The sequence below is a fragment of the Streptomyces sp. NPDC002994 genome (assembly GCF_040611155.1).
Classification (GTDB): Bacteria; Actinomycetota; Actinomycetes; order Streptomycetales; family Streptomycetaceae; genus Streptomyces.
In genome coordinates this window covers 52,298-74,992 of record NZ_JBEXNQ010000008.1, presented here as the reverse complement: position 1 = coordinate 74,992, position 22,695 = coordinate 52,298, and the positions used below count along the sequence as shown (strand labels likewise).

Annotated in this window: 21 protein-coding genes and 2 pseudogenes; 18 read left to right on the top strand and 5 right to left on the bottom strand. The window is 66.5% G+C overall.

What is annotated here, in order from left to right:
- Positions 1–39 precede the first annotated feature (39 nt).
- The 4 genes from ABZX79_RS12600 (at position 40) to ABZX79_RS12585 (ending at position 10,134) form a co-directional block, all read left to right on the top strand.
- A complete protein-coding gene (locus ABZX79_RS12600; protein ID WP_355255121.1) occupies positions 40–8,625 on the top strand; it encodes a DNRLRE domain-containing protein in 8,586 nt (2,861 codons plus the stop codon).
- A 129-nt stretch (positions 8,626–8,754) separates the two neighbouring features.
- Positions 8,755–9,183, top strand: a complete 429-nt coding sequence (locus ABZX79_RS12595; protein ID WP_355255118.1) for a hypothetical protein — start codon at positions 8,755–8,757, stop codon at positions 9,181–9,183.
- Between the two features lie 9 nt (positions 9,184–9,192).
- On the top strand, positions 9,193–9,453 hold the full coding sequence (locus ABZX79_RS12590) for a DUF4265 domain-containing protein (RefSeq protein WP_355255115.1): 261 nt from the start codon (positions 9,193–9,195) through the stop codon (positions 9,451–9,453).
- 216 nt (positions 9,454–9,669) lie between these two features.
- Positions 9,670–10,134, top strand: a complete 465-nt coding sequence (locus tag ABZX79_RS12585) for a hypothetical protein (RefSeq protein WP_355255112.1) — start codon at positions 9,670–9,672, stop codon at positions 10,132–10,134.
- 172 nt (positions 10,135–10,306) lie between these two features.
- Here the strand turns inward: ABZX79_RS12585 and ABZX79_RS12580 are convergent.
- Positions 10,307–10,423, bottom strand: a pseudogene (locus ABZX79_RS12580) (IS5/IS1182 family transposase); the annotation flags it as partial.
- 294 nt (positions 10,424–10,717) lie between these two features.
- Here ABZX79_RS12580 and ABZX79_RS12575 point away from each other — a divergent pair.
- Positions 10,718–11,590, top strand: coding sequence for a hypothetical protein (locus ABZX79_RS12575; protein WP_355255110.1), 873 nt, complete (start codon positions 10,718–10,720; stop codon positions 11,588–11,590).
- A gap of 46 nt (positions 11,591–11,636) precedes the next feature.
- On the opposite strand, the pseudogene ABZX79_RS12570 reads toward ABZX79_RS12575, so the two are convergent.
- Positions 11,637–11,816 (bottom strand): annotated as a pseudogene (locus ABZX79_RS12570) (DUF397 domain-containing protein); the annotation flags it as partial.
- Positions 11,817–11,885: 69 nt separating this feature from the next.
- On the opposite strand from ABZX79_RS12570, the gene ABZX79_RS12565 reads away from it, so the two are divergent.
- The 6 genes from ABZX79_RS12565 to ABZX79_RS12540 all read left to right on the top strand — a co-directional run bounded on the left by ABZX79_RS12565 (position 11,886) and on the right by ABZX79_RS12540 (position 14,964).
- Entirely contained in the window at positions 11,886–12,212 is a 327-nt protein-coding gene (locus ABZX79_RS12565) for a hypothetical protein (RefSeq protein WP_355255107.1), read from the top strand.
- Positions 12,212–12,421, top strand: a complete 210-nt coding sequence (locus ABZX79_RS12560) for a hypothetical protein (protein ID WP_355255104.1) — start codon at positions 12,212–12,214, stop codon at positions 12,419–12,421. The genes ABZX79_RS12565 and ABZX79_RS12560 overlap by 1 nt, the downstream gene beginning before the upstream one ends.
- Positions 12,422–12,770: 349 nt before the next feature.
- A complete protein-coding gene (locus tag ABZX79_RS12555) occupies positions 12,771–13,226 on the top strand; it encodes a bacteriocin immunity protein (protein ID WP_355255101.1) in 456 nt (151 codons plus the stop codon).
- Positions 13,227–13,397: 171 nt separating this feature from the next.
- Positions 13,398–13,847, top strand: coding sequence for a hypothetical protein (locus ABZX79_RS12550; RefSeq protein WP_355255098.1), 450 nt, complete (start codon positions 13,398–13,400; stop codon positions 13,845–13,847).
- 93 nt (positions 13,848–13,940) lie between these two features.
- Positions 13,941–14,483, top strand: coding sequence for an SUKH-4 family immunity protein (locus tag ABZX79_RS12545; protein WP_355255095.1), 543 nt, complete (start codon positions 13,941–13,943; stop codon positions 14,481–14,483).
- Positions 14,484–14,595: 112 nt separating this feature from the next.
- Positions 14,596–14,964: a hypothetical protein gene (locus ABZX79_RS12540; RefSeq protein ID WP_355255092.1), complete on the top strand. Its 369-nt coding sequence runs from the start codon at positions 14,596–14,598 to the stop codon at positions 14,962–14,964.
- 177 nt (positions 14,965–15,141) lie between these two features.
- Here the strand turns inward: ABZX79_RS12540 and ABZX79_RS12535 are convergent, their stop codons facing one another.
- The 3 genes from ABZX79_RS12535 to ABZX79_RS12525 all read right to left on the bottom strand — a co-directional run bounded on the left by ABZX79_RS12535 (position 15,142) and on the right by ABZX79_RS12525 (position 17,015).
- The gene (locus tag ABZX79_RS12535) at positions 15,142–15,546 is read right to left on the bottom strand and encodes a PIN domain nuclease (RefSeq protein WP_355255089.1); all 405 of its coding nucleotides are present in this window, start codon (positions 15,544–15,546) and stop codon (positions 15,142–15,144) included.
- Entirely contained in the window at positions 15,543–15,782 is a 240-nt protein-coding gene (locus tag ABZX79_RS12530; protein WP_355255086.1) for a type II toxin-antitoxin system VapB family antitoxin, read from the bottom strand. Before ABZX79_RS12530 ends, ABZX79_RS12535 begins: the two co-directional genes overlap by 4 nt.
- A 117-nt stretch (positions 15,783–15,899) precedes the next feature.
- Positions 15,900–17,015 (bottom strand): NADAR family protein, encoded by a 1,116-nt coding sequence (locus ABZX79_RS12525; RefSeq protein ID WP_355255083.1) that lies wholly within the window; start codon positions 17,013–17,015, stop codon positions 15,900–15,902.
- Between the two features lie 73 nt (positions 17,016–17,088).
- On the opposite strand from ABZX79_RS12525, the gene ABZX79_RS12520 reads away from it, so the two are divergent.
- The 7 genes from ABZX79_RS12520 to ABZX79_RS12490 all read left to right on the top strand — a co-directional run bounded on the left by ABZX79_RS12520 (position 17,089) and on the right by ABZX79_RS12490 (position 22,672).
- Entirely contained in the window at positions 17,089–17,592 is a 504-nt protein-coding gene (locus ABZX79_RS12520; RefSeq protein WP_355255080.1) for a GNAT family N-acetyltransferase, read from the top strand.
- A gap of 108 nt (positions 17,593–17,700) precedes the next feature.
- Complete coding sequence (locus ABZX79_RS12515; protein ID WP_355255077.1) at positions 17,701–18,069, top strand: hypothetical protein; 369 nt, start codon at positions 17,701–17,703, stop codon at positions 18,067–18,069.
- Positions 18,070–18,285: 216 nt separating this feature from the next.
- A complete protein-coding gene (locus ABZX79_RS12510; protein ID WP_355255074.1) occupies positions 18,286–18,732 on the top strand; it encodes a hypothetical protein in 447 nt (148 codons plus the stop codon).
- Positions 18,733–18,901: 169 nt separating this feature from the next.
- Positions 18,902–19,531 carry an RNA polymerase sigma factor gene (locus ABZX79_RS12505; protein WP_214972125.1) on the top strand — a complete coding sequence of 210 codons (630 nt, stop codon included), beginning with the start codon at positions 18,902–18,904 and terminating at the stop codon, positions 19,529–19,531.
- A 24-nt stretch (positions 19,532–19,555) separates the two neighbouring features.
- A complete protein-coding gene (locus ABZX79_RS12500; protein WP_355255071.1) occupies positions 19,556–20,530 on the top strand; it encodes a hypothetical protein in 975 nt (324 codons plus the stop codon).
- 295 nt (positions 20,531–20,825) lie between these two features.
- A complete protein-coding gene (locus ABZX79_RS12495) occupies positions 20,826–21,572 on the top strand; it encodes an RNA polymerase sigma factor (protein ID WP_355255685.1) in 747 nt (248 codons plus the stop codon).
- Complete coding sequence (locus ABZX79_RS12490) at positions 21,572–22,672, top strand: hypothetical protein (protein ID WP_355255068.1); 1,101 nt, start codon at positions 21,572–21,574, stop codon at positions 22,670–22,672. Before ABZX79_RS12495 ends, ABZX79_RS12490 begins: the two co-directional genes overlap by 1 nt.
- Positions 22,673–22,695 lie beyond the last annotated feature (23 nt).

Here is a 22,695-nt window from a genome sequence, read left to right as displayed (position 1 = left end):
CTTGTGGTGTCGGCGGTCGCAGGAACTGCGCTACCGCAAGTGGCTTATGCCGCGCCGGCATCCGGGGACGACGACGGCAAGGGTGTTGTCGACACCGTAAAGGGCTGGTTTTCGGACGACGGCGATTCGGAAAGAAGACTCGCCGAACCGCCCGTCGGCGGGAAGTACGAGATACCGAGCCGGGAGAAGCTGCCGAAGGGCAAGAACCTTCCGAAGGCAGAGCGTGTCAGGGAGCTGACGGGGCAGCGCACCGCGCAGGCCCGGTTCTGGGAGATGTCGGACGGGCGGGTGGAGGCGGAGCTGTCGGCCGTTCCGGTTTCGTACAAGGCCGGCAAGTCCTGGAAGCCGATCGATACCTCCGTCCGGGCGACGGACGCGAAGGACTTCGACTTCGCCAACACCGCCAACTCGGGCCGGAGCTGGTTCGGTTCGGATCCGAAGAAGCTGATGCGCTTCGAGGCACCGGACGGCCGCTCGGTCAGCCTGGGCCTGGAGGGCGGCAAGAAGGATCTCGCCCCCACCTCAAAGGGCGACACCGTCTCCTACAAGGACGCGGTCGCCGGTGCCGACATCGAATACAAGGTGGGCCGCGGCAAGGTCAAGGAAAACATCATCCTGGACGCGGCGCCGTCCAAGCCGGTGTCTTTCACCTTCACCTTGAACACCGAGGGCCTGACGCCGAAGGCGCGCAAGGACGGCTCGATCGCTCTGTTCGGCGAGGCGCCGAACACTCCTGTCCTGGTGATTCCGGCTCCGTACATGACGGACGCCAAGAAGGACAAGCTGTCGCCGACCGGTGGTACGTATTCCACCAAGGTCACCCAGAAGCTGACCCGCTCGGGTGACGGCAAGAGCTGGAAGCTCAAGGTCACGCCGGACGCCAAGTGGCTCGCGGCCAAGGAGCGCCAGTACCCGGTCGTGATCGACCCGACGATCACCATCCCGCCGTCACCGTCGGCGTCGCAGGACGTGATGGTCCTGTCGGATCAGCCGTCGGTGAACTTCAACTCGACCTGGAAGCTGTCCGCGGGCCTGACCGACACGGGCACCTCCCGGTCGCTGATCAAGTTTCCGCTGGACGAGATCCCGTCGGGTGTGAAGGTCGACGCCGCCCAGCTGGGCCTGTACTTCGACCAGGCCCACACCACGAACGCCAACAACGTGGACATGGCGGTTCACCGGGCCACGGGCGCCTGGGACGAGGCGACGGCGACGTGGTCCAACACCAACGCGCTCGTGGGCGAGCAGTCCGCCAGTACGGTCCTGCTCGACGACGGCAGCACCGGCACGGCCGCGGTCGGTGAGTGGCCCAAGGGCTCGACGACCGGCGGCGCCGCCGTCAACGACGACTACGCGTACAACAAGAACAGCGCCACCGGTGAGTCCTACACCTGGCAGCCGCGTATCGCGGACACGGCCGACTACAAGGTCGAGGTCCGTACGCAGGGCCTGATCGACGCGACGACGGTCGCCCCTTACACGGTCACCTCCGGTGAGGGCACGTCGACGCACACGATCGACCAGACCGGTACTGCGGCGTGGAAGCAACTGGGCACCAGCCAGCTCGACTTCGCCAAGGGCAACGCCGGCAAGATCGTGCTCGGTGACACCGGCGAGTGGACTAAGAAGAACGTCGCGGATGCGGTCCGCCTGGTCAACGCCGCTGTGATCAAGAAGGACAAGGGCGAGTACAACCAGTGGCACAACTTCCGGGTCGCCGACACGGTCCAGAAGTGGGTGTCCGGCACCGCCACCAACCACGGCTTCGTCGTCAAGGCCGCCGATGAGGCGACCGCGCTGACCGGTGGTCCGCGCTACGAGGCCGGTGACGGCGACTACGGCGGCGAGACGTCGACCATTCCGCGGCTGACCGTCACCTACGGCAAGGTCGGCACGTCGCTGAACTCGCCGACCGTGGTGCACTCAACGGGCCCGGAGCTGTCCTGGCCGAAGTACACCAACAACACCGGCAGCACGAGCAACGACATCGCCGAGTACCAGCTGCACCGCTCCACGCAGCAGGTCTTCACGCCGTCCGCCGCCACGCTGATCGCCCCGATCGCGTCCACGGCGACGACGTACACGGACACCACGGCGGTGCCGACCCCCGACTCCAGCTCTGCGGAGATCGGCAAGTCGTACTTCTACCAGCTCGCGGTCAAGACCAAGACCGGTGAGGTACTCGGGTCCCCGACCCGGGTGGTGGGCATCCCCAAGGCCGGCCGGACGATGAAGATCATCCAGGCCCCGGCGGCCGGCGGGCAGTACGACACCACGCTGTCCTCCGCCCAGCCGACCACCAACCAGGACAAGATCAAATCCTTCGACATCGGCCAGACCTGGCTGAGTGTCGGCAACAACTCCTCGACGTACGGAAAGACCCGCGCCGTCGTCAAGTTCCCCACCAGCGACATCCCCACCACCGCGACGGTGCTGGAGAACAAGATGTACATGTGGGGAGCGGAGACCACCAGCACCAGCAACGGTGCGATCTACGAACTCCACGCCCTCACACGCGACTTCACCGAAACCGCCGCCACCTGGAACAACGCCCACGCCACGACCCCGTGGACCACGGCAGGCGGCGACTACTCGGCCACGGTCGCGGACACCGTCCCGCAGATCACCGACGAGGTCGGCCGCCACTGGTGGGGCGCCACCAGCCTTATGCAGTCCTGGGTCAAGACGCCCGCCAACAACAAGGGCGTTCTGGTCAAGCTCAAGGACGAGTCGACCACCGGCCCCCAGGAACGCACCCTGTTCCTGTCCTCGGAGGCCTCCGACCCGCAGCTGCGCCCGTACATGCAGGTCATCTACGTCGACTCGACGACCGAGGACACGTACTACGCGCCGCAGACGCCGGCCCGCATGACCCCGAACTCCACCTACACGGTGGACATGACGGTCACCAACACCACGGCCTCCACCTGGGCCACCGGTGAGCGGCAGATGTCGTACACCTGGAAGCTGCCCGACGGCACGGACGTCACCAACGGCGGCAACCAGGTATCGACAGCGATCCCGACCCTCGCGCCCGGCCAGTCCGCGACGATCAAGGCGCAGGTCAAGACCCCGATCAACTCCGACTCGGGCAACAAACGCAACGACTACGTGCTGGGCTGGGACGTACGCAAGATCTCGGACGGCACCTGGCTGTCGTCCGGCACCGGCGGCATCCCGTCGCTCAAGCAGAACGTCACGGTGGAGGACCCGACCTCCAACCAGCTGGGCCTGGAGAAGTTCTACTCGTACGCGGGCAAGAACACCGGCGCGGGTTCGTCGCTGATGAACAACACCGCGTCCGGTAACACCGTCTGGCAGTACAACGCCATCAACAACCCGGGCCGCGGCGTCAACACCTTCGCCCGTCTCGCGTACAACACGCTGGACACCTCCGACAGCCTCCTCGGCCACGGCTGGTCCGCGCAGGTCTCCGGGCCGACCCGGCTCGGCGCGCCGCTCGACTTCCACCCGAAGTCGAACCCGACCGAGATCAAGCTTCCGGATGGCGACGGCACGACGCACACCTTCCGCAAGCAGGCGGACGGCACGTGGAAGGCCCCGGCGGGGGTTCACTACAAGATCGCCCCGAAGGCGAACCTGGACTGCACACCGGCGAAGGACCCGATCCCGGACGCCTGGACGATGACTCGTCCGGACGGCACCCGGTTCCTGTTCGGCTGCGACGGCTACATGACGTCGGCTGTCGACAACGACGGCAACACGCAGACGTACACCTACGAAGAGCGCAAGGCCCACGGCAAGCCGGTCAAGTTCCTCGCGTACATCACCGACCCGTCCGGCCGCCAGTCGCTGACGCTCGACTACTACAACAAGGGTGACGCGACCTACGAGTACATCGACGCCACCGGCGCCAAGGTCTCGGGCACCAAGCAGCTGACCAACCACAAGATCTACGACCACGTGAAGTCCATGACGGACATCTCGGGCCGCAAGATCTCGTTCTACTACACCGAGGAGGGCCTGCTCGGACAGTTCACCGACGGTGAGTCGTCCTCGCAGCCCAAGGTCTTCAAGTTCACCTACGACGCCGTCCAGGGGAACAAGAACGTCAAGCTGGTCAAGGCCACCGACCCCCGGGGCAACTCGACCGACCTGGCGTACTACTTCCCGAAGGAAGGCGACGACCCGAAGTACCACTGGTGGACCCAGACGATCACCGATCGTCTGAAGGGCACCACGGGCTTCACCTACGCCCCGAACGCCACCAACACCAAGTTCACTGACACCAAGGTCACCGACGCCGAACAGCGCACCACGGCGTACACAACGGACGACTTCGGCCGCCCGGTACAGACCATCAACGCAAAGTCTCAGAACACCAAGCTGGCGTGGGACGCGGACAACAACGTCACCTACCTCGAAGAGGACAACGGCGCCAAGACCGCCTACTGCTACGACCAGAAGACCGGCTACCCGCTCTGGCAACGCGACGCCGAGAACAATAAGGCAGGCGTGCCGCCGGCCACGGACTGCGCACCGGGCGTCTACCCGGCCAACGCGGCCAAGTACGAGTACCAGACCCGTCTGGACGGCTACTCGGCCGACATCTTCAGGAAGACGTCCCCCCAAGGCCGCACCCACCAGTTTGCTTACGACACCTTCGGCAATCTGACGGCGGTCACCGATCCCAAGGGGGTCTCCACCACCGCAGTCGACGACTACACCACCAAGTACGAGTACGACTCCTACGGGCAGCAGACCAAGGCGACCGACGCCAATGGCAACTCGTCGGTCAACAGCGAGTTCGGTCCCACCGGCTATCCCGCGAAGATGACCGACGCGCTGCAGAAGACGTCCTCGTACGTATACGACGAGCGCGGTCAGGTAACCCAGGTCACGGATGCGCTGGGTAAGAAGACCACGCAGACCTACGACACGTTCGGCCGTCCGCTCATCAGCACTGTGCCCAAGGACCAGGACGCCGGTGACGTGATCACCAAGCCTGCTCCGGAGTACGACGCCAACGACAACATCACCAAGTCGACGGCCACCAACGGCGCTTCCTACAGTGCGGTGTACGACGCGGCCGATCAGGTCACTTCCGCAACGGACCCAAAGGACACCGCCACCTCGGCGGAGCGGAAGACCGCCTACGAGTACGACAAGGTCGGTAACGTCAAGACGGTCACGGAGCCGAAGGGCACCCTGACCACGGTGGACGCGAGCGACTACCGGACAAGCCACTCGTACGACGCGATCTACCAGCTCACCGACATCGTCAACGCCGCCAACGATAAAATCTCGTACACGTACGACAACGTCGGCAACGTCACCATGGTCGTCGACCCGAAGAAGAACGCGACCGCTGACACCGCCGACTTCACCACCAAGACCGCCTACGACCTGAACCACCGGGTCACGTCGGAGACGGATGCGGCCGGGAAGTCGACCTCACGTACCTACGACAAGGACTCGCTCGTCGTCGGCGCCAAGGACGCCGAGAACAACGAGACATTGATCAACTACGACGAGCGCGGCCTCAAGAGGGAAGTCAAGGTCCCGCACTCGGGCACCAGTCCGATCACATACCGGACGACGAAGTACGAGTACGACCAGGTCGGTAATGCCACCAAGGTCGTCTCTCCTCGCGGTGTGGACACGGCCAGTGCCGACGACTTCGTCTCGGAGACGACGTTCGATGTGCTGAACCGTCCGTCAAAGCAGTTCCAGCCGTATGACCCTGCGGACGCCCGTTACAACAAGAAGGTCTGGTCGGAGACGGCGTACGACGCTGTCGGACGCGTTTCCAAGACCTCGCTGCCGCCCTCGGAGGGCCAGACGGTCCGCAACGACACGACGTACTCCTACTTCGACAACGGCTGGGCCAAGGCGTCCACCGACCCGTGGGACATCGTCACCTCGTACAACTACGACGACCTGGGCAAGCAGACTGCCCGCACGATCACATCGGCAGGCGGATCGTCCGACCGGACCATGGGCTGGTCGTTCTACCCGGACGGAAAACTCAAGTCCAAGACAGATGACGGCGTTCCGGTGGGCAAGAGCGTCGCACTGGTCGACAACTCCGACACCCAGCACACCACCTGGACAGGGACCTGGTCGAAGGACAACCTGACCGGTCAGCAGGGCTATGACCATCAGGTCCATGCCGCCGGTACCGGTACGGATGCCTTTACCTGGACACTCAACATCCCCAAGGAAGGCAGCTACACGGCGTACGCCAAGTTCCCGAAGGTGAGCGGGGCAGCGACCACGGCCAAGTACACCGTCACGCACGCCACAGGCACGGCCGACAAGACGATCGACCAGAACGCTGCCACCGGCACCTGGGTGAGCCTCGGCACGTACAGCTTCAAGCAGGGCAACGCAGCCAAACTGAAGCTGGAGCAGAACGGTGCGGGCGCGGTGGTCGCGGACGGTGTCAAGCTGGTCCGTGACACGGCGGGGGAGACGGATACCGAGAAGCGCACTTTCTCGTACGTCTACGACGTCAACGGCAACCTCACTTCGATCGACGACACCTCGTCGGGCGCCAAGGTCGACGCCTACACGATCGCCTACACCGGGCTCAACCAGGTCCAGAAGGTTACGGAGGCGCTCGCCGGCCAGGAGAAGAAGGCAACCTCCTACGTCTACGACGCCAACGGCAAGCCGGAGACGCTCACCCATCCTGACCAGTTCAGCAAGTACGCCTACGACGTGCGGGACATGGTCAAGTCCGTCTCGGTAGGCAAGTCGGCCACCGACGCTGCACCCAAGCTCAGCTCCTACACCTACACCGACCGAGGGTTCAAGCTCCGAGAGACGAAGCCCAACAAGAACACCGTCGACTACACGTACTTCCTCGATGGTGCGCTCAAGACCCAGGTGGAGAAGAAGGCGAACGCCACCCTCGTCTCCGAGCACGCCTACACGTACGACGCCAACGGCAACAAGGCGCAGGACGTGGCGAGGAAGATGAATGCCGACAACCACTCGGCGTACCTCGACTCCACCACGGCCTACACCTACGACCCGGCGGACCGTCTGGCCAAGTCGGTCAAGACCGGCAACGGCGCGGGCACCGAGACGTACGTCCACGACGACAACGCCAATGTCGTCTCCCAGACGGTCAAGGGCAGCTCGACCACCTTCAACTACGACCGCAACCGTCTGCTGTCCGCCGCCGCCTCTGGGGTCACGGCCAAGTACAACTACGACCCCTTCGGCCGTCAGGAGTCGGTCACATCCGCGGGCGAGGTCATCGATCGCAACGTCTATGACGGCTTCGACCACGTGGTCGAGAACACCAGACTTGACGACACCGGCGCCACGAAGACCACGAAGTACGTCTTCGACCCGCTGGACCGCACCACGTCGAAGACTGCGGACGGCAAGACCACCGACTTCAACTACCTCGGCCTCACCAGTGAGGTCCTGGGCGAGGAAGTCGCGGGCCAGCTGACCAAGTCGTACCAGTACAGCCCGTGGGGCGAGCGGCTCTCGCAGATCAAGCACAACAGTGACGGGACGACGGAGTACAGCTACTACGGCTACAACGGTCACACCGACGTCGAGACCCTGACTTCCGAGACCGGTGACACCAAGGCAACCTATGGCTACACCGCCTACGGAAAGGACGACACGGAGGAATTCACCGGCATCGACAAGCCCGATGCGGCTGATCCGGCGAAGGAGGCATACAACCCGTACCGCTTCAACGCCAAGCGTTGGGACTCGGCCTCCGGCACGTACGACATGGGCTTCCGCGAGTACGACCCGGGTCTTAACCGCTTCACCACCCGGGACATGTACAACGGCGCCCTCGCCGACATGAACCTCGCCAGCGACCCGTACACCGGCAACCGCTACGCTTTCACCAGCGGAAACCCGACCAGCCGCATCGAGCTGGACGGTCACGACTGGTGCGATGTGTGCTCAGACGTGCTCGACGCAGGTGGGGACGCGCTCGACGCGACCGCGGAGTGGGCGGACCACAACTCCGATGCTCTGCAGGACGCCGCACTCAGTACGCTCGAAATGGCTGGCGGAGTCGGCAGCATGGCCGGCGGCGTCACGTTGGCGGCTGGCTCCATCGGTCTGTGCGCGGTGGGAGCCATTCCCTCCGTCGGCACCGTCTGCATCCTCAGCGCGGGTGGCCTGGCCACGGGTGCCGGGCTCATCACGGCTGGCGCGGTGTTCGCCGTTCACGGAGCCACGGGCCTGGGCGACAGCATCGCCCGCATGGAGAGCACCGGCGGGGGTGGTGGCGGGGGTTCCTCGGCCGGCAAGTCCGCGGACGTCGGGGCCAACAACCCGGACGTCACCTGGAAGACGGACGACTACGACGGCTGGCAGCACGTGCTCGACCGTCACCGCACTGACGGCAAGCTATACAACGCCGAGGATAAGGGTGCATTCTACGGAAAGGGGAAGAAGGTGAAGTCCTGGATTCAGGAGGTTGTGAAGAACAACCCGGCAAAGAAAAACACGGACGGCCGTGACGGTTGGGTCTACGAAGGCCGGATCAATGCCGGATCCGACGGTGTCGGCATTCTGAGCGACATGCAGGCCGCCGGCCTTTCGGGCAATACCGCGTACGGGATCAAGGTAATCCTTAACCCGGACGGCAGCCTGCGGACCGCACACCCCATTCCGTAATCACCTCTTCGTGATACGGTTGCGCCGCCTGTGCCGATCGATATTATCCTTCGGCGCAGGCGGTGCGTTCCTTGAGTAATGCAGAAAGATTGGGAGCCGATGCCTCTCCTCGCGTTCGACCGTGACTCCATGCATGAGCCTACTGAGAAGCAGATCGAAAAGCTGGACTCCACCAGCGAGATGAACCTGCGCTATTCCCTCTTCGAGACGAAAGTAACCCTCGATCCCGAGGGATTCGAAGCGGAATTCTTCCAGGTGCCACTGGTCGATTTCATGTACTGTCTCGTACTCTCGGCGTGCGCTGTCCGGGAAGGAGATTCCGGACGGATCAGTTTCACCGAATCCGACGTTCTTATCAACATTGTCCCCGACGGTCCGGAGCTCAAGATCCTGCGGTCCTGGGCTCCCGCCCCGGGGCGCTGCGGGAAAGGGGAATTCCTGGCTGCTGTCTCCCGCTTCGTGACCGACGGTCTGGAATTCCTTGCCGTTAAATACCCCGCCTTCCGGAATAATCCCACCTTCCAGAAGCTGACTGACATGAACGCCGAGCGGGCCTGATCGGGGTGAATGGAAAATGGGTTCGTGCAGCCGCCGCCGACACACGAGCACTGCAAGACGTTGCCTCGGTCGGGCTCTTCCGGCCCCTGCGACCCATTTCTGGCCACCGGCGTAAGCCTAGGTGACGAGATTCGGGTTGAGCGGGTCGATGACCGTCTCTGGTTCTCGGAGAAGGTCAACGATTCAGGGAACTCCACAGTGGCGATCTATTCCGAGGAGCAGTTGACCTATTGGGATAGGTCGCTATCTGGTCGGCACGCTCAAGAATAGTTCGACGAGGAGTAATTCTCGAGATTTACCGGCTCGGGAATAGAGGCGCGGCGGGCATTTGCGAAATGCCTGCCGCGCTTACCCGTACTGCACGCCTTTATTGGTGGAGCTTCGACGACGCCGCAGGAGCTTGAGGGGGCGGTGCGCGTGTATGGAGCTTTTCCAAAAAGAATGGTCCCACGGGTCGATTATCGGGGTGGCGGTGGGTGCACCCAAGTGCGGAAGCATAGGCAACTTGCCCGCGCGGCGGTGGATATTGCGCGTGAGGCGTGCTCAGGTGTAGGGGCGCTTGATTCTCCGAAGTCGGCGTTCTTTGAAGTTGTCCGCAGGTTTTCGGTTGAATTCGAGGTTCCAGGCGATCCTGATGCGGATGGGTATCTCTTTCAGTACGGAAAGGTGAACTGGCTGTCCGAGCCCACCTTTTCATTCGGCTTGGTTAGGCAGCTTGAGGTAGTGGACCCCTGCGGGGAGCACGAGTGTTACCTCCAAGTGCAGTTCGAGCTCAGGTATTCATTGGATGAGGAGCTCGAGAACGTGGGAAGTCACACGGAATGGTGGTTTCCTGGCGGAGATTGTTTGCTCGACTCCTGGCTGAGTTCCTTGGCGGAGCTGCCGATGGTGGACTTCCTCTCCAGGAAGGCTCTCAGAGAGTTCGTCGTATGGCAGGACGAGGCATGCTGAACCCGATGGCACGACGCGGTCGGCGGTCGGCGAACGGGGATTCGGCGTACGGCTCGTACTACAGCCGGAGATCATGTGACGGGGCCGCGCAGTGTCGTTGACCGGGCATGACGCTGGTTGTGACGGCTGAGCAGAGAGCGGAGTGGGATGCCGAACTGTCCACGTGGCGGTCGGCACCTCGGTATGCCTTGTTCGCACAGCATTTCAGCCCAGCAGCTGCGGGGGCGTCGATGATTCCGTGACTTCGGGCTGCGCTCAGATCGTGGGTGGGTCCGGGCTGAGCGGGGGAAGTCAGGCGAGCCGGAGAGCTGGCAGATCGCACTGCTGATGCCGTCGCAATCCTGCAGGTGCTGGAGAGTTCCTGAGGCCGGACCTCGGGCTGCAGTGCAACGGGTGTGTAATTCAAGAAGTTTTGGATGGAATGTCCGTCGTCGTGATTGCAGGGCGGACTGTGTTGTACAGTCCGCCCCGCCGTGGTGGCCCGCTCGCCGTTTGTCGCTCATTTGCGTCTGGGGCCCTTTCCGTCGTTGGCGTTGACGCGCACCCCGGTATGGCCCGACGGTCGTGACGAAGGAACAGGTATATGAGAGTCCGTTTCCGGTGTGCTGCGCTGCTCCTCCCTCTGTCGCTCTCGCTGGCCGGCTGCGCCAGCGAGGAGGAACCGGCTGCGGCGGTCGAGTCGAAGAGCCCTGGCGCCAAGCAGCCGCCGGAGCCCGCTGCCGCCCCCGAGCCGCCCGAATCCCCGGAGGACTTCCTCGATCTCGCGGAAGAGGCGATGGCGAAGGAGGGGGCTTGGACGTTTTCGGTGAAGGGGGAGGAGGCGCTGAAGTTGCAGGGGCAGCGCAGCGCCGCTTCCTACCAGGCCACGGTCAAGCGATCTCTCAAGCCGGACGGGCTGCACTCGCGGGGAGACACCACCAGCAGTAAGGGGACCACCAGGGCGGAAGAGCTCTACGTCGTTGACGGCACGGCGCATCTCAAGGAGGGGAACGAGAGTTGGAAGAAGGCTGCTGCCTCCAGCCCTGAGATGAAGAACAAGATTGAGGATCCCGTCGCCGCCATCGAGGAGTTCAGGGAATACGCGCGGGCCGCCGGTGACGGCGTCACGCTGACCCGGACGGACGGCACGATCCAACTCCGGGTCGGCAGCGGCTCGCAAAAGCTGGTCGCGGTACGGGACCGGGCCTATGTGAAGAAAGCGGTGCGGGAGTTCGGCTCCACCGCCGAGCAGCTACGCCAAGCCGGCATCCCGGTGAACGACGCCCAACTCACCTTGTCCGGGCTTGAGGAGACACTGCTCCTGGACGCGAATACCTACCGCGTCAAGAGCCACTCATTCGACTTCGGCTTCCTCGTCCCGTACGGCGGCCAGGACATCATGTTCGAGCAGAAGGTGCGGCAGGAGAACCAGGGGTCCTACGACGGGAAGATCGAGCTCCCTGCGGATCTGCGCTGAGCGCCGCGCGCGTCAGAGACCGGCGGGCGACTGCGCGCTGGGGTGGAGTGAAAGCCGACCAGGCCGCGCAGGAGACCGCGAGCGGCGGGCGGTCCGTGTCCTTGGAGTCGCGGACGAGGACCGCCTCAGGGGCGATCGCGACATCGACGCAGTTGTCGCTCCCGCCGGCGATGTAGCTGCTCTTGAACCAGCTTTCCTCAAGGTCGCCTGCTGCGTGATCACCCACCGCCAGGTGCTGTCCCTGACCTGTCAGCACCCGCCTCACGCCCAGAGACGGGTCCGGCAGACTGACCGCATGAACCGCGATGACCTGGAATCCGCACTCGATCGGGACGACAGCACCTCTGCACGTGCAGCCCGGGCCGAACTCCAGGCGGGCGCGAACTTCGAGCTCTTCCGAAGCCAGACAGCCTCTGCCCGCCAGCTATGGGACATCTGGTCCCACCGGTACCAGGTCATGCTCGACACCGGCGTCACCCCTCGGTCCGGATTGGCCGAAGCCGTCGACAGACTCCATGCAGCAGAAACGGCCCGAACCTACTTGGCGACGATCACCGGCTCGCAACGGCGGTTCACCGTCTTCCTCTCGGAGGACCTCACCCGCTGCATCGCCTGCATGTAGTGGGCCGCCTCATTGTGTTAGCCGCTCTTGCGGCCGTTCTTCGTTTTGGCCAGAAAGTGCTGGACGGTCTGACACGAGAGCATCCGGACCTTCTGGTGAATGGGCTCGTGGAGCGGTTGTACCGCGATTTCGGAGTGAGGGCGGTTGGCAAGGAGCAGTTCCTGCGTCACAGCGCCGCGATGGCCAAGCGCTATCACCGTGACCGCTGAGAGCAGTTGAGTGGGCACGCCCCGTTGGCTCCAAGTCGGCCGTCGGTGAGGTTCCCAGCCATCGTTGTCACGTCGGGTGCCCGCCCTTGTGGTGTTCGGCGCACCGGCAGTCTCTGGGCGAGCGCGATCGTTCCAGCGGCGTACGCATCGAGTCTTCGACCGACGCTCCCAACTTCGAGGCCCGGCGTTGCACGGTGATGTCCGTGGGCATCCCGAAGGGCCGGGACCTGAACTCACCCGCGTGCACCGCCGGTGGGGCGTGGTCAACACCCGCAGGGTGAACCTGAGAGCTGGCAGCAAGCAGGGGCTTTGCTGCGGCAAGTCGGTGCCAGCGGACATAATTTGCGCTGTGGACCTGAGACCGGAGCTGCTGCCCCCGCTCGTGAGCCAGCAGCGGCTGGAGGAGATGAGCTGCGAAATCGAACGGATCGCTGACCTGGTGGCCGACAGTTCTGAGGAAGCTGGCGAGGCAATCCAGGTCTTCAACGCGGTGACTGGCCACGATTATGTGGCTCTCGACTTCGCCGAGTACTGGGGAAGCAGGGACTTGGAAGAGTTCGCCAGGGAGGCGGCTCGGCCGGCTCACCCCCGGGTTGCCGACATCACAAGGGAAGAGCTCGTTGAGATCGTCCGCAGACTGCTTGTGGCCGACCCTGAGAGCGACTACTACCTGCAGCTCCTGGAGGCAAATGTGTTGCATCCCCGGGTCATGGGTCTGATCTTTCGCCCCTCGGACAACCTCCAGGATGCGTCTGCGGAGGCGATCGTCGATGAGGCCCTGAAGTACCGGCCGATCGCGCTTTGAGACGCCCATGCGTCAGCCGGCTGTGTAGCCGAGTTCGTTGAGGCAGGAGGCCGACGCGGCCGTAGCGGGGTCTTCCTCAACTTCTGTGGTCGATGACGCTGTTTGGTGATTTGCGGATTGGCGCCGCCGTCTGCCCGGCTGGGTGTCAGTGGGGAGTGCCATGATCGGTGTATGGGAGCTCTCTTCGGTTACTACGCCGCTGCTGATGACGAAGACGCCATTCGGGCTGTCTTCCGTGAGGACGGACGGCCGATGGGGACGGGCTATGACTCGTTCGTCGTGAAGGGCATCGATCCGGTGGTCGACCTGCTGCCGGCCGAAGCGCTCGTTACCGGGAGAACCGCGGACGTGATCGAAGCTGACCCTAGGCATGGCCATTTGGTCGGGATGGCCGGTGACGGCGAGGTCGTCAGCGTGTCGCTGACTGATTCATTCTGTGACTCGCTTGCACGGCTCGACCGGAAGCGGCTGAGCGAAGTGGCCCGCAGTTGGTCTGCGTCTGGTGTCTTCAGCAAGCAGGCGGACCCGAATGGGCTCACGGGCTTCTTGAAAGATCTCGCCGCCCTCGCGGAGAAGGCGTCCGTTCGTGGTCAGCGACTGTACTGCTGGGTCTGTCTCTAGCGATGTGGGACTCAACTCCCCAGTGAGTACCTCATCCTGGTCCCGCCTCCTCCGCGGCCGGCGCGCTGCATCAAACGCTCGGGGAGACCTCCAGTGCTGACCTACGAAGACCTGACCGCATGGGCCGGAGCCGAACACGTCACCCGGGCTGACCCCGCCAGCTTGGCCGGATGGCGCATACCCCAGCGCCAAAAGGCCCTGCTCGTGAACATCGGCGTCCCTGTCGTCGATCAACTGATCGAGTACGTCGCGTTCCAGGCAGATCCGGACCCCGCCCTCCAGACCGCATCAGGAACCGTCCTCTATCGGTTGTCCCGGAACCACCACGGCCACCTCGTACCAGGTTTGGAGTGGACCTTCGGCGTCGAGCCGGACACCGGCCGGGTCTATTACGTCCTGCCAGGTGGGGAAGCTTGGTTTGCAAACTCCTCCATCGGCCTCTGGCTGCAGACACTGCACCACTACGGCCGACACGTGAGCCAGTCTGCGATCCTCAACGACCCGGACGAGCAGGAGGACGAAGCCCTGGCCGAACTGAGCGAGCTGGCGGCGGAACTCAAGGACATCGACCCACCCGCCTTCGAGGGCTACCAGGGTTTCATCTGGGCCGAGTTCCTCGCACGCTGGCTCTGGTGAGGGTGATGTTTCGGGTGATCCGGACCCATGGTGAGGTCGGCGCTCCCGCTGCGGTCGGCCGCCACGCTGAACGCTGTTCAACGGCACGCGGAGGCCGCGGACAGTGAAGCCCGTGACAGTTCAGCTCGAAATCTGGGATCCGGCACGGAGCGCGAGATCCGTAGGACTCGACGAGGTGCGGGAGGCGTATCGCAGTCTCCCGGGCGGCGTGTCAGCCGTCTTCACATGGAACGACTGCGAAGAGGAGTGCCTGATCGTCGCAGTCGAACCCGCATTCTCCGTCGTGACCATGGGGCGTGCCGCGTCATTCTGGAATCTCAAGATTTCCGACGACACGGAGGAGGTCGAGATCAGGATGGGGGCCGACGACTTCACCTGGGCGCGTGGCTGCGTGTTGCCGCGAGACATGGGGTTGGAGGTTCTGGGCAAGGTTGAAGACTTTGACTCGTTGTTCTGGGAGTACTCATGGGCTGATGGGTGAGTCCACAGACCGACAGAGGGCCCGGCTTTCAGGACCAGACCACCTTGACCACCGCGTGGCCTGCTGAAGCCGCGCGCTCGTAGAAGGCGCCCAAGTCGAGGTAGTAGTCCGTCATCGGCGGTGCGGGCGGCGGCTGGTTGTCGCGACCTGCGCTCCCTGCTGGACCGGCAACAACTGTCAGTCGCTGATGCGGCGCACCGGTTGCCCCGTCAGGCGCGCAATCGTCTCGAAGTCGGCGTCCTGGTGGAGGAGTGTCAACTTGTGGTGCTGAGCGGTGACGGCGACCAGAAGGTCGACAGGGCTGGCGCACTGATGCCACCCCTTGTCAGCAAGCCTCTGCTGTAGCTCGGCGCAGTCGTCCCAGGCGGTGTCGCGCACCGCGTAGTGGGGGAACGTCTCTCGGAGCAGCCCATCGGCTTCGTAGTACGCCGCGCGGCCGCCGACTGCCCGCAGATATTCCTGGCGAACCGGCTCGCAGAGCCCTACGAGCCCCGCGGTGACGATTTGATCCCAGGCCGCGCTGGTCTGGCGCCGGTAGAATCGTACGAGGGCACTGGTGTCGATCAAGAACAGCTCGCTCACGCGGCGGACCGACCGCCTCCGTCGTCGATGTGCTCGCCGACAGGCTCGATGACCGAGAAATCGATCTCGCCATCGGCGACCATCTGACGCATCCGCTCCACTGCTGCTGCGCGACGCCGCCGGTCGGCGATTTCACGCAGGGCCGCGTTCACGGTGTCCCTTTTGGTGGTGGTGCCCAAGTGCCGTGCGGCCTCTTGCAGGGCTTCGTCGTCCAGATCGATCACGGTGCGGGACATGGTGGCCCCCAGGATGTGTATATACGTTTCCCAAAGAAGATATCACGAGGGGAGGCGGCAGTGAGAAGGAACTAGGTCTTCACTTACCGCGTCCCACGCTGACCAAAGCTGGGCCGGTTACCCGATCCCGGCGCGCCGTGCGTGCAGCTCGGAGCGGACGAGTTCGAGGAGGCGGCCAGTCCAGTTGCGGCCGCGGCCGGCGTTGTCGCCCCAGAAGGCGGAGTCGGCGTCGTCGTAGATGAGGGTTGCGTCGTCGGTTGCCAGCAGGATCTCGGCCAGGGAGGGGTGCTGGATGTACTTGGCACGCAGGAGGCTGGTCATGACGGCGGTGCGGGCTTGTTCCCAACCCTCGCGGCGGGTGGCATCGGCGGCGAGCGCGCGGGCGGCGTAGTCGGTGTCGGCCGCCGTGATCGCGGCCCGTGCCTGGGGATCGGCGACCGACAGGGCCCAGTAGGCGTGCGCGACGGAGGGGTAGGTGACGCCGTCGACGTCGATGGGCGCGAGGTAGTGGTTGCGCAGGCCCGTCGTGCCCGGGTCGTCCAGTCGCTTGGTCGAATACGAGTGGTGCAGCTTGACCGCCGGCGCGTGCGGGCTCGTCGGTCCGTCCGCCGGGACCCGCGAGGGCCGCTCGGCGATCCACTGGGCCCGCTCCTCGAAGTAGGTGACCGCCGAGTCGTACTCCTCCTGCGTGACGGGCTCCTCGGGCCGGCTCTCCCTCTCGCCGGCCGGCCCGGCCACCAGCACCTGGAGCGGCCAGTCCTTTCTGTCCATGTCGCTGAGCGCATAGCGGCGCTGGGTCTTGGGGATGGCGAGATAAGAGGCGCGGGCGGCGTCCCGGTTCTCCTCGGTCCGGTCGGCCATGAAGCGGTCTACGGCGGCCAGACACCTGCCCGTTGAGTCGGGGCGGCCGTTCAGCTGGTCGATGGTGTCCCGCACCTCCGCGAGCAGCAACTCCGGCGTGAGCCAGGTTCGCGGCTCGTTGAACTTCCATGCGGCCAGGTCGTGGGCGGACGCCTTGGCGCCGTCCGGGAAGGCGGTCGCCACCCATCCGCTGCGCAGCTTCTGCTCGAACTCATCGAGGGTGACCAGGCCCCAGCAGTCGATGAGTTCGTCCGCGTAGATGAAAAGGTCGGTGAGGTAGTAGTGATCGCCGTTGCGGATGAAGGCGTGACGCCAAGTGCCGGGTATGCGGACGCCGTCCGCCGTGCGATGGGTGATCCGATTGCCGATCATCCGGGCATTGTGCCGGACCGGTCCCTGCACCTGCCTTGCGATTGACCGTTCATGACTGTGGGAGGGGGGTGGCATGAAACCGATTAGGGCCGAGGGCTTCACTACTGCGCGGCTGGACCTCCTGCCGCTGCGGGTCGCGTACGCCGAGGAGATGGCCGTCGTACTGTCCGACCCCGGACTGCACGCCTTCACCGGCGGCGCTCCGGCGTCGCCGCAGGAGTTGCGGGAGAGGTACGTGCGGTGGGTGGCCGGGGCGCCCGATGCTGCTGTCTCCTGGTGCAACTGGGTCGTCCGGCTCCGGGGCGAGGGGTGTCTGGTGGGCACGGTTCAGGCCACCGTCAGTGCGTCCAGCGCCGAGATCGCGTGGGTCGTCGGGACTCCGTGGCAGGGGCGCGGCATCGCGTCCGAGGCCGCGTCCGCGCTGGTGGCGTGGCTTGCGCGGGGTGCGTCCGTACGTACCGTCGTCGCCCATATCCATCCTGACCACCACGCGTCCGCCGCCGTCGCCGCGGCGGCCGGGCTCTCGCCCACCGAGCGTCGGCAGGAGGGGGAGGTCGTGTGGGAGGTGGGCGTGTGACCGCCCGGCGCCCGGCGTCTCCTCCGTGTCGCACGGCCGTGCGGTCGGGGACAGACTGGGAGGAGGCGGATAGTCCGAGCCCCGCAACCCTCTCGCCCTGGAGGATTCATGCAGGCAACGACCCGGAATGACGCACCTGTCGCGATCGAAGGCGGCGGAGTAGAGCTGCGTATGCAGGAGGTCGGGGGCGACATGACCGTCGCTTTCGCGAAGTTTCCCAAGGGTACGGACATGGGGCCGCTGGCCAAGGGCCTGCCCGACGACCTGTGTCAGTGCCCGCACTGGGGATACCTGTTCAAGGGTCGGCTGAAGATGCGGACCAAGGACGGCGAAGAGATTTACGAGGCGGGGCAGGCCTTCTACTGGGCGCCCGGCCACGTGCCGGAGGCCCTCGAGGACTGCGAGTACATCGACTTCTCGCCGACCAGGGAGTTCAACGAGGTGATCGGGCACCTCAAGTCTCAAATGGGAGGCTGACCCGACAGCGCCCCGCCGCCCGGCTTTGACCCCGCGGGGCCCGCACGGTGGGCCATCAGACGCTCGAACGCTGGTGAAGGTTGTACGGAGATCGCGGGTATTTCGGATCTGGGGTCGTGACAACGAACACAGGGTGGTTCGCGTGATGTTCCTGAGGCTCCCGTCGCTTGGTCAGTGGAAGGCGTTGACCGGCTGAGCTGCGAGGAGCGTGGGTACATGGCTGAGCGCGTGGGGGACGGGGAGTCGCAGCTGCCCGGTGCGGGCGGCATGCGGGGGTACGCCGCCGAGTTCGTCGAGCAGCTCACCGTGCGCAACCGGCTGCCGCTCGACTATTCCGTCGCCAGCCTCCGGCTCGTGGACCTCGTCGTCGACGGACTGCGGCGCAGCGCGCCCGAGCGTGCGCAGATCGACGCGGTGCTGCGGGGGCTCGGGGCGTACACCGGTGAGGTCATCGTCCGCCGGGCGGGCGGGCGTTGGGTCGACTTCGGGGACGAACAGCGGGAGCTGTTCCGGCAGTCGGTCGGGGTGCGGATGCCCGACGGGCGGGTGTGGAACCCGCTCGGGAAGGTCGTCAACCGGTTCGAGGCCGGTTCCGAGGAGTCGGTGCAGCGGTTCTATCTGCTGCTTCACGGTCGGGCCCGTAAGGCCGTCTGCGAGGCGTGACGGTGACCGTGAAGGTGACCTTGAAAGTGACCTTCTGATGGAAGCCTGAGACGGGCGCGGCGAAGACGCTGTGACGTTTCTGTGGCTCCCGGCGCAGAGCAATGGGGGGCCTGGCTCCCCAGGGGGCATGGGCACGGTGACCAGTGCCGAGTCGTACGAAGAGGGTCGTGTGGTCAGGGGCGGGGAGCGGCGTCGTACACAGGCGTACGACGCGGAGCTGGGTGCTGCCGTCGAGCGGGCCCAGCAGGGGGACGAGAGCGGGTTCGCTGCGGCGTACCGGCTCGTGCATCCGGGACTGCTTGGATACGTGCGGGGGTTGGTCGGGGAGGACGCCGAGGACGTGACGTCCGAGGCGTGGCTGGAGATCGCCCGGGACCTGGGGCGATTCCGCGGCGACGGGGCGGGATTCCGCGGCTGGACGGCGACGATCGCCCGCCACCGCGCACTCGACCACCTGCGCAAGCGGAAGCGAAGACCCCTTACCTCGCTGATCGAGCAGGACGTACTGGACCTTCCCGGCCGGCAGAACACCGCCGACGACGCGCTCGAAGCGCTGTCGACCGGTCAGGCGCTGGAAATGATCGCCACGCTGCCGCGCGAGCAGGCGGAGGCAGTGCTGCTGCGCGTCGTCGTCGGGCTCGACGGGCCCGCGGCGGCCCGGGTGCTGGGCAAGCGCAGTGGGTCCGTACGGACCTCCGCGTACCGCGGGCTCAAGCGGCTGGCCGAGCAGCTGGCCGCGGGGAGCCGGACGGGCGTTGTGACGTCTGCGGCGCCGCGCACGCTGAGAGATGAGACATGAGACGTGACGCATGAGACGTGACACATGAGACAGGTACGGAGACGGGCGCGGACGCGACAGCGGGCCGGGGCCGGGAAATGGGAAGCGGTGGGTGAGGAGGCGGTCACGCCGGAGGTCGAGGCGTTGCTGGCCGCCGTACGCCGATCCGCGCCTCGCCCCGGCGAGCCGGATGCGCAGGCGGCGCTCGCCGCGTACCGGGAGGCGCGCGACTCCGGCGTGCACGCCGGCCCGGGGCGCTGGTGGCAGGCGCGCAGACGCGACGACTGGCGGCCGTCCCGGCGGTGGCGCGGCGTACTGCCGGTCAGGGCGGCGTTCGCCTCGGCCGCGGCAACGGTGACGCTGGGCGGGGTGGCGCTCGCGGCCGGCACGGGAGCGATCCCCGCGCCGTTCGGGATCGGCGACGGTGCTGCGGGGGGCGGCGGGGCCGCCGCCGTGGCGACCGGGACCCACAGCAGCGCCCCGGCCACCCCCGGCGCGGCGCGGGGAAGCGCGCCCGGCGCGGCAGAGGAGGGCGCGGCGCGCCTTCCTTCGGCCGACGTCACCCGCTCGGGGCCGGCGCGCCCGGCCCAGGCGCGGGACGACGTCGCGCACTGCGTCGCGTACCTCGTGTCCCACGGTCGCTCGGCCTCCGGCCACGGTGCGGCATCCCAGCAGCTGACGGCGGACGCCGAGGAAGCCGGGCTGACGGTGGAGGCGTACTGCGAGCGCTTGCTGGTGGCCGACAAGCAGCAGCTGGGCCGGGGTACTGGCGGGAAGGGCTCTACGAAGGCACCCAAAGGCCTGAACGCCTCGAAGCCGGGCGCGGCGCCCGGGACGCCGGAGGAGCCCCCGGCGAAGCCGGAAGGCGACGCTGCCGCGGATCCAGCGGATCCGGGGAATCCCGCCGCGGATCCCACGCAGCCCGCCGACAGGGAAGAAGACGGCGACGGCGGCCGTCAGAGCGGGAACGGCACCCAGGGCAACGGCGAGAGCGGCGAAAGCGAATCCGGCAGACCGTGAAAGCGGTCAAGGGCCGTCGGGAAGATCTGGAAGATAGGGCCGCCGCAGGTCTTGGAAGGACGACCGGGGCCGCCACCCCCCACAGGAGAGGCCCCGGTCGCCGTCCGCGGACCGTGCGGCGGCCCGTACTACTCTCAGCGCCGTGCATGCGTTTTCTGTCACACCGCTCTCTGTCAGCGCGTCGTCGCGCGTTGTGCAAGACGTGGACGTGACCCCTTCGAACGTCGTAGCGTGCTGACTCGCGCGGGGCTGCGCGGCAGTGGTGACCAGCTGCGACTTGGGACAGGTTGAGGGAGTGCTGGGGGACGACGCGGAGCTGACCGCCGCGGTGCTCGCGGCACAGGACGGGGACGAGAACGCCTTCCGTACTGTGTACCGCGCCGTGCACCCGCGGCTGTTGGGCTACATACGAACGCTGGTCGGCGACCCGGAGGCAGAGGACGTCGCCTCCGAGTCGTGGCTCCAGATTGCCCGTGACCTCGACCGGTTCAGCGGCGACGCCGACCGGTTCAGGGGCTGGGCCGCGCGCATAGCGCGCAATCGTGCCCTGGATCACATCCGCATGCGCGGCCGTCGCCCCGCCATAGGCGGCGACGAGACGGAACTCGCCGGCAAGCCCGGCGCCTGCGACACCGCCGACGAGGCGATGGAAGCCCTCGCCACCGGCGACACCCTCGCGCTCATCGCCCAGCTCCCGCAGGACCAGGCCGAGGCCGTTGTCCTGCGCGTCGTCGTCGGGCTCGACGCGAAGAGCGCCGCCGAGACCCTGGGCAAGCGCCCCGGCGCCGTACGGACCGCCGCACACCGGGGCCTGAAGCGGCTGGCCGAGCTGCTCAACGCGGCGGACGGTTGCGACGACAGCGGCGACGGCGTTGGCGTTGGCGGCGAAGACAGCGACAGCGACAGCAGCGGTACGTTGGCGGGCCCGGCCGGCGGGAGGCCGGAACTCGGCGCCGTACCGCCCCAGCGAGGCCCGCGAACGGGCCGGGCGACGTCCGCCGGTGTGACGCATTCCGGCGTGCGGACGCAGAAGGACATGTGATGGCCGACGAGCGTTACGAGTGGCTCGACAAGGACACGGCGGAGCGACTGCTGCGCGGAGAACCCGTCGGGCCTGTCGGCGACCACGCCCGCGCCCAGGCCGAGCGCCTCTCCGCCGCCCTCGACGGCGTGGCCCGGGCCGGCGGCCACGAGGCGGGCGAACTCCCCGGCGAGGCGGCCGCGCTGGCGGCTTTCCGGAAGGCCAGGGCCGCGGCCCCCGACACCTTTTCCACTTCCGCTGCCACGGTACGTATCGGACGCAAGGTCACCGTCCCCGTGCGCTGGGCGCGTCCCGTACGCCTCGGGCTGGCCGGGGCGCTCGCCGGTGTCGCGCTCGGCGGCGTCGCGGTGGCGGCGGGCACGGGCGTACTGCCGAGCCCTTTCGGGCGCGGCGCCGACCCCGCGCCCGCGTCCTCCGTGTCCGCGGCCGCGACGCCCCAGCCGCTAACCTCCGGGTCCACCACAGGTGAACCGGGCGAAACCGGCGAGCCCACACCGGGCGCCACCGGCACTCCCGGCGGCGAGCACCAGACGCCCGGCGGCGCGAACGGCGACGGCGCCGGCGAGGGCGAAACCGGCGGTACGCACGAGTCCTCCCCGGGGTCGGACACCGGCCTGCTCCCCACCTACCCGGGCTGGACCGGCGACGGCCCTCCGGGAACGGCACCGGGTGACGGTTCCGGTTCCGGCCCTGGTTCCGGCGACTGGTACCGCAAGACGGCCAAGGCCTGCCAGGACTACCGCGCCGGCAGCCTCACCCCCGACCGTGAGCGACGCCTGGAAGAGGCGGCCAACGGCGCCGACCGGGTGGAGCGCTTCTGTGACCGTGTGCTGGACGGCTCCGGCAGCGGGACCGGCACCGGGGGCAAACAAGGCGGCGGCGAAGGCGACGGCAGCAGCGGCGGCGGAAACGGCGAAGGCGACGGCCGCGGCGACGGCGACGGCGGCGACAAGGACGGCGAAAAGGGCGACGGAGGCGACGGGAGCCAAGACGCCCCCGGCGGGATCAGCCGCGCCGTGCCGCCCATCTCCTACACTCCGCCGCCCTCCCCGACCGTCGAGCCGTCCGCCACTGTCGGCGCCTCGCCGCAGCCGCACTGACCGCCCTAACCCTCGCTGACCTG